At 72.5% G+C, this 3,679-nt stretch carries 7 protein-coding genes; all 7 read right to left on the bottom strand.

Annotated features, from left to right (window positions below):
• Positions 1–60 precede the first annotated feature (60 nt).
• Positions 61–486: a DUF4399 domain-containing protein gene (locus ACESL7_RS14315; protein ID WP_372893975.1), complete on the bottom strand. Its 426-nt coding sequence runs from the start codon at positions 484–486 to the stop codon at positions 61–63.
• Between the two features lie 38 nt (positions 487–524).
• Positions 525–1,397, bottom strand: a complete 873-nt coding sequence (locus ACESL7_RS14310; RefSeq protein ID WP_372893974.1) for an NAD-dependent epimerase/dehydratase family protein — start codon at positions 1,395–1,397, stop codon at positions 525–527.
• A gap of 7 nt (positions 1,398–1,404) precedes the next feature.
• Positions 1,405–2,019, bottom strand: a complete 615-nt coding sequence (locus ACESL7_RS14305; RefSeq protein WP_372893973.1) for a rhodanese-like domain-containing protein — start codon at positions 2,017–2,019, stop codon at positions 1,405–1,407.
• Positions 2,020–2,048: 29 nt separating this feature from the next.
• On the bottom strand, positions 2,049–2,456 hold the full coding sequence (locus ACESL7_RS14300) for a universal stress protein (RefSeq protein ID WP_372893972.1): 408 nt from the start codon (positions 2,454–2,456) through the stop codon (positions 2,049–2,051).
• A 64-nt stretch (positions 2,457–2,520) separates the two neighbouring features.
• Positions 2,521–3,102, bottom strand: coding sequence for a hemerythrin domain-containing protein (locus tag ACESL7_RS14295; protein ID WP_372893971.1), 582 nt, complete (start codon positions 3,100–3,102; stop codon positions 2,521–2,523).
• Complete coding sequence (locus tag ACESL7_RS14290) at positions 3,095–3,415, bottom strand: antibiotic biosynthesis monooxygenase family protein (RefSeq protein ID WP_372893970.1); 321 nt, start codon at positions 3,413–3,415, stop codon at positions 3,095–3,097. Before ACESL7_RS14290 ends, ACESL7_RS14295 begins: the two co-directional genes overlap by 8 nt.
• 147 nt (positions 3,416–3,562) lie before the next feature.
• The gene (locus ACESL7_RS14285) at positions 3,563–3,676 is read right to left on the bottom strand and encodes a DUF6206 family protein (RefSeq protein WP_372893976.1); all 114 of its coding nucleotides are present in this window, start codon (positions 3,674–3,676) and stop codon (positions 3,563–3,565) included.
• Positions 3,677–3,679 lie beyond the last annotated feature (3 nt).

The following is a 3,679-nucleotide window of genomic DNA, read 5'->3' as shown; positions in this document are numbered from 1 at the left end:
CGGCGCGGCCATCGTGCTGCCCCTGCCGCGCGAGGGGCGTGGCCGAAGCCCAGCCGTCGCCTACTCGACGGTGACGCGGATCGGCTCGGACATGACGGGCGGATCATGCGGCACGTGGAACGCATCCCCGAGCAGGAGCCACAGCCTGTGCTCCCCCGGCGGCAGGTCGAGCGTCGCCTCGGTCTGTCCGCCGCCGAAGTGCAGATGCTGGTCGTCCGAGGGGACGGCCTGTGCCATGTCCACGTCCTCGGGCGCGACATTGACGATCAGGTGGTGGTGGCCCGTCACCTCCCGTTCCACCCCGGCCGGGGCCACGCCCATGCCGGAGAGCCCGAAGCGCACCGTGACGGGCGAGGCGACCGTCGCGCCGTCGGTCGGGCTGACGATGTACACTTCCGCTGTCTCGGGCGCGGAAGTGCGCTCCTGCGCAAGCGCCGGCGTGACGGCGACGCCCGCGGCGAACGCCGCGGCGATCCAGGGTTTCATGATGGTTTCCTCCCTTGACGGGGCGACTTGCCCCTACGTCAAGATAGGGGGTAAGCCGCGCCCGGCAAGCCGGCGAGTTCGGCGGCGATCCCGCGGGCGGTATTCTCCGCGGCGGCGAACGGCACGCGCCGCGCGAGCGCCGTGCAATCGAGGAGGAGCCGGCGCACCGCGCCTTCCGGCGCCGGTGTCCAGTGCCACGGCAGGCCGGCGGCCGAGGCGAGGTCGGCCATCGACACGCCCCCCGGCGCGGCAAGGTTGAGCGTGGCGGGCAAGGGCGCCGGGTCCGCCGCCAGCGCGCCGAGCACGCGCGCGAGCGTCGCGGGTCCGACATAGCTCCGCTCCGGGCCGGCGCCGTCGGCGAAGCGGTCGATGCGCAGCGCCTCGCCCGGCGCGAGGCGCGCGGCGTTGGACATCAGCGCGTCGGCGCCGAAAACGTTGCCGATGCGGAGCACGCAAACCTCGAGGCCGGCCGTCCGCGCCGCGGCGCAGGCGGCCTCGGCCGCCCGCTTCGCTTCGCCGTAGGCGGTGACCGGCGCCGGCGTGTCGTCCTCGCGGAAGGGCCGCGCGCCGGGTGCGCCGTAGACGGCGGAGCTGGAGGCATAGAGCACGCGCGGGATACCTGCCGCGCGCGCCGCCTCGAGACAGGCCGCGGCGAGGGGCGCGTTCATGCCGAGCGCCGCGCCGGGGGCGGGCGTGACCCCCGCGAGCACCAGCATCGCGGCGGGGGCCGCATCGAGTTGCGCGGTCAGCCCCCCTGCGCCCTCCAGCGGCGCCCAGCGCAACGCGCCATCCCCGTCGCGCCGGCTCTGCCAGAGGGGGGCGACAGGCGGTGGCGCCGCGGTCCAGGCGCGGGCGAGCAGCCGGCCGATCCGCCCGCTGCCGCCCACGACCAGCAGGCCCGGCGCACTCACGCTGCGATCAGCCCTCGCCGCCCGTGACGGTCAGCCCCAGCATGCGCCAGGTCTGCATGCCGCCGCGGTAGTAGCTGATCTTCTCGGCCGGGAAGCCGGCCTCGACCATGCGGCGGATGGCGACGGGCGACTGCCCGCACCAGATGCCGTTGCAGAAGAGGGTGACGTCCTGCGCGTTCGAGCAATCCCAGCCGTCGAAATCGACCTCGCAGCCAAGCTCGCTCATCTGGTCGACAGCGTCGGTGTAGGGGATGTTGATCGCACCGGGGATGGTGCCGCCCGCGTACCAGTCGGGCGTGCGGCTGTCGACGACGATCACCTCCGGGTCCTCGAGCTTCTCGATGAGCTCCAGCTCGCCGATCGTCGAGACGCCCTCGGCCGGCTGGTGCGGCTGGATGCAGAACTCCGGACAGGGCCGCGAGGTGCGCGCCCAGTCGCCCTCGAGCCGGTTCTCGGGATCCTGCGCCCGGCGGATTTCCACCGGGCCGGAGCGCGTCTCGATGGTCACGCTGTCGAGCTCGGGGGTGAGCCCGACGCGGGGCGCGTCTTCGTCGGCGAGCGCGGGCAGCGCAGCGGCGCTCACGGTCGCGGCGAGCGCGGCGGCGACGGCGGTTCTGAACATGGCGGGTCCTCCCTTCGGTTGTCCTCGTGTCAGCGTATCACATGTACCGCGCAGGCGGCATGGCGCACGACCTGTGTCGCCGTGCTGCCCAGAAGCAGGTTCTGCATCCCCGGCCGGTGCGAGGCGATCACGATGCAGTCGGGCGTGTTGTCCTCCGCCCAGTCGAGGATCGTTCGCCCGGCGTGCCCCTCGATGACAAGGGTGTCCGCCCGCGGCAGATCCTCGGCCATCCGCGTGAGCTCCCCCTCGATCGCGGCGCGCGCGTTCTTGACGTAGTCCTGCGGCACGTAGGAGATGGCGTAGCTCGGCAGCCGCTCGATCACGTGCAGCAGCGTGATGCGCGCACCGTCGTCCGCGAGCACCTTGGCCACGTCGAGCGCCCCCGCCGAGTCGCGCCCCTCCTCGAAGGAGACGGGCACCAGGATGTGTTTGTACATGCGTTTCCCTTTCCTTGTGCGTGCTCAGTCTGACGCGGCGTCACGACCGGGGCCTTGACACCGATCATCCGAGCCCGCCTCCCTTGTGGCGCAGCAGGACCGGCACGACCAGATCCTCCTCGTCGGTGAGGTGCCGCTCGAGCAGCGGTGCGAAGGCGGCGAGATCGTCGGCGAGCGGGCCGGCCGCGTCGGCGACGCCCCGGTTCGACCGCGCCGCGCCGATGGCGGCGTTCGCACGCTCCGCGAGCCGCGCGAGCCACGGGTCGAGCGCGTGGTGGTCCGCGTCGAGCAGCGCGAAGCCGCGCTCCAGCCGCGGCTCGAGCCGCGTCAGCACGGGGAAATACTGGTGATCCTCGATCATGTGATGCCCGTGCAACTCCTGCACGAAGAGCCCCCCGAAGCGCGAGAGCCGCGGCGCGAAACGCGCGGGATCGAGGCGGCCCGCCTCCGCGGCCCTCGCCTCCCCGCTCAGCATCGTCGCGAGTTCGCGGAACATCGCGTGCCGTTCCATCCAGAACTGCACCAGCCCGGCGAAGCCCGGATCCTCCGCCCAGCCCTCGCGGGGATGCTCCTCCAGCAGCACCGTCAGCGTCTCGGGCAGCCCCTCCCGCCGGTCGAGCGCAAGCGCCGCGGGCAGATCAGCCATAGGTCGCCGCCACCTCGTACATGACCGGCTCGAAGCTGCGGGCGAGGTCGTTCAGCGCGCGGTTGCGCGTGCGCATCTCGTCGCTGCGCAGCATGGCGAGGAAATGCTCACGGGTCTCCCACTGGGAATAATTGGCGAGTCGCGTCTGCGCGTCGTTGACGTGCAGCGCCGCGGCGATGAAGCCCGGCTGCCGCGAGATGAACTCGGCATAGGCCTCGCGCAGCGCATCGAGAAGATCCGCGCAAGTGCCGGGCGAGCACTCGAAGGTCGTGACGACGGTCTGGCAAGGGCGATCGGACTCGACGGTCAGCATGGGGCACCTCCTTTCGGGTGGTCCCAGGATCGCACGTCCGGCGCGCGGCGGAAACCTTGCCGCGGGCGAAGAATTTTCCTGCGAAAATTCTTCTGCCCCGCCGCCGCGCGCGGCCCCTGATTTTTCGTCCGAAAAATCCGGGGCCTGTCAGAGGTTCGGCTCGCCCTGCAGACCGAGGAGGCGCCGCGTCGCGGTCCAGGCCCGCGGCAGGCGCGGCGGCGCGGCGAGGCCGGCCTCGATCTCCGCGGCCCAGGGCGCCATGGC

It is taken from the genome of Rhodosalinus sp. (assembly GCF_041685465.1).
In the GTDB taxonomy this organism is placed as follows: Bacteria; Pseudomonadota; Alphaproteobacteria; order Rhodobacterales; family Rhodobacteraceae; genus Rhodosalinus.
This window is presented reverse-complemented; position numbering and strand designations above follow the sequence as displayed.

Bases quoted from the DNA above. Each gene is read 5' to 3' on its own strand.
- ACESL7_RS14315 (WP_372893975.1), bottom strand. From the start codon at position 486: ATGAAACCCTGGATCGCCGCGGCGTTCGCCGCGGGCGTCGCCGTCACG.
- ACESL7_RS14305 (WP_372893973.1), bottom strand. From the start codon at position 2,019: ATGTTCAGAACCGCCGTCGCCGCCGCGCTCGCCGCGACCGTGAGCGCC.
- ACESL7_RS14300 (WP_372893972.1), bottom strand. From the start codon at position 2,456: ATGTACAAACACATCCTGGTGCCCGTCTCCTTCGAGGAGGGGCGCGAC.
- ACESL7_RS14295 (WP_372893971.1), bottom strand. From the start codon at position 3,102: ATGGCTGATCTGCCCGCGGCGCTTGCGCTCGACCGGCGGGAGGGGCTG.
- ACESL7_RS14290 (WP_372893970.1), bottom strand. From the start codon at position 3,415: ATGCTGACCGTCGAGTCCGATCGCCCTTGCCAGACCGTCGTCACGACC.
- ACESL7_RS14285 (WP_372893976.1), bottom strand. From the start codon at position 3,676: ATGGCGCCCTGGGCCGCGGAGATCGAGGCCGGCCTCGCCGCGCCGCCG.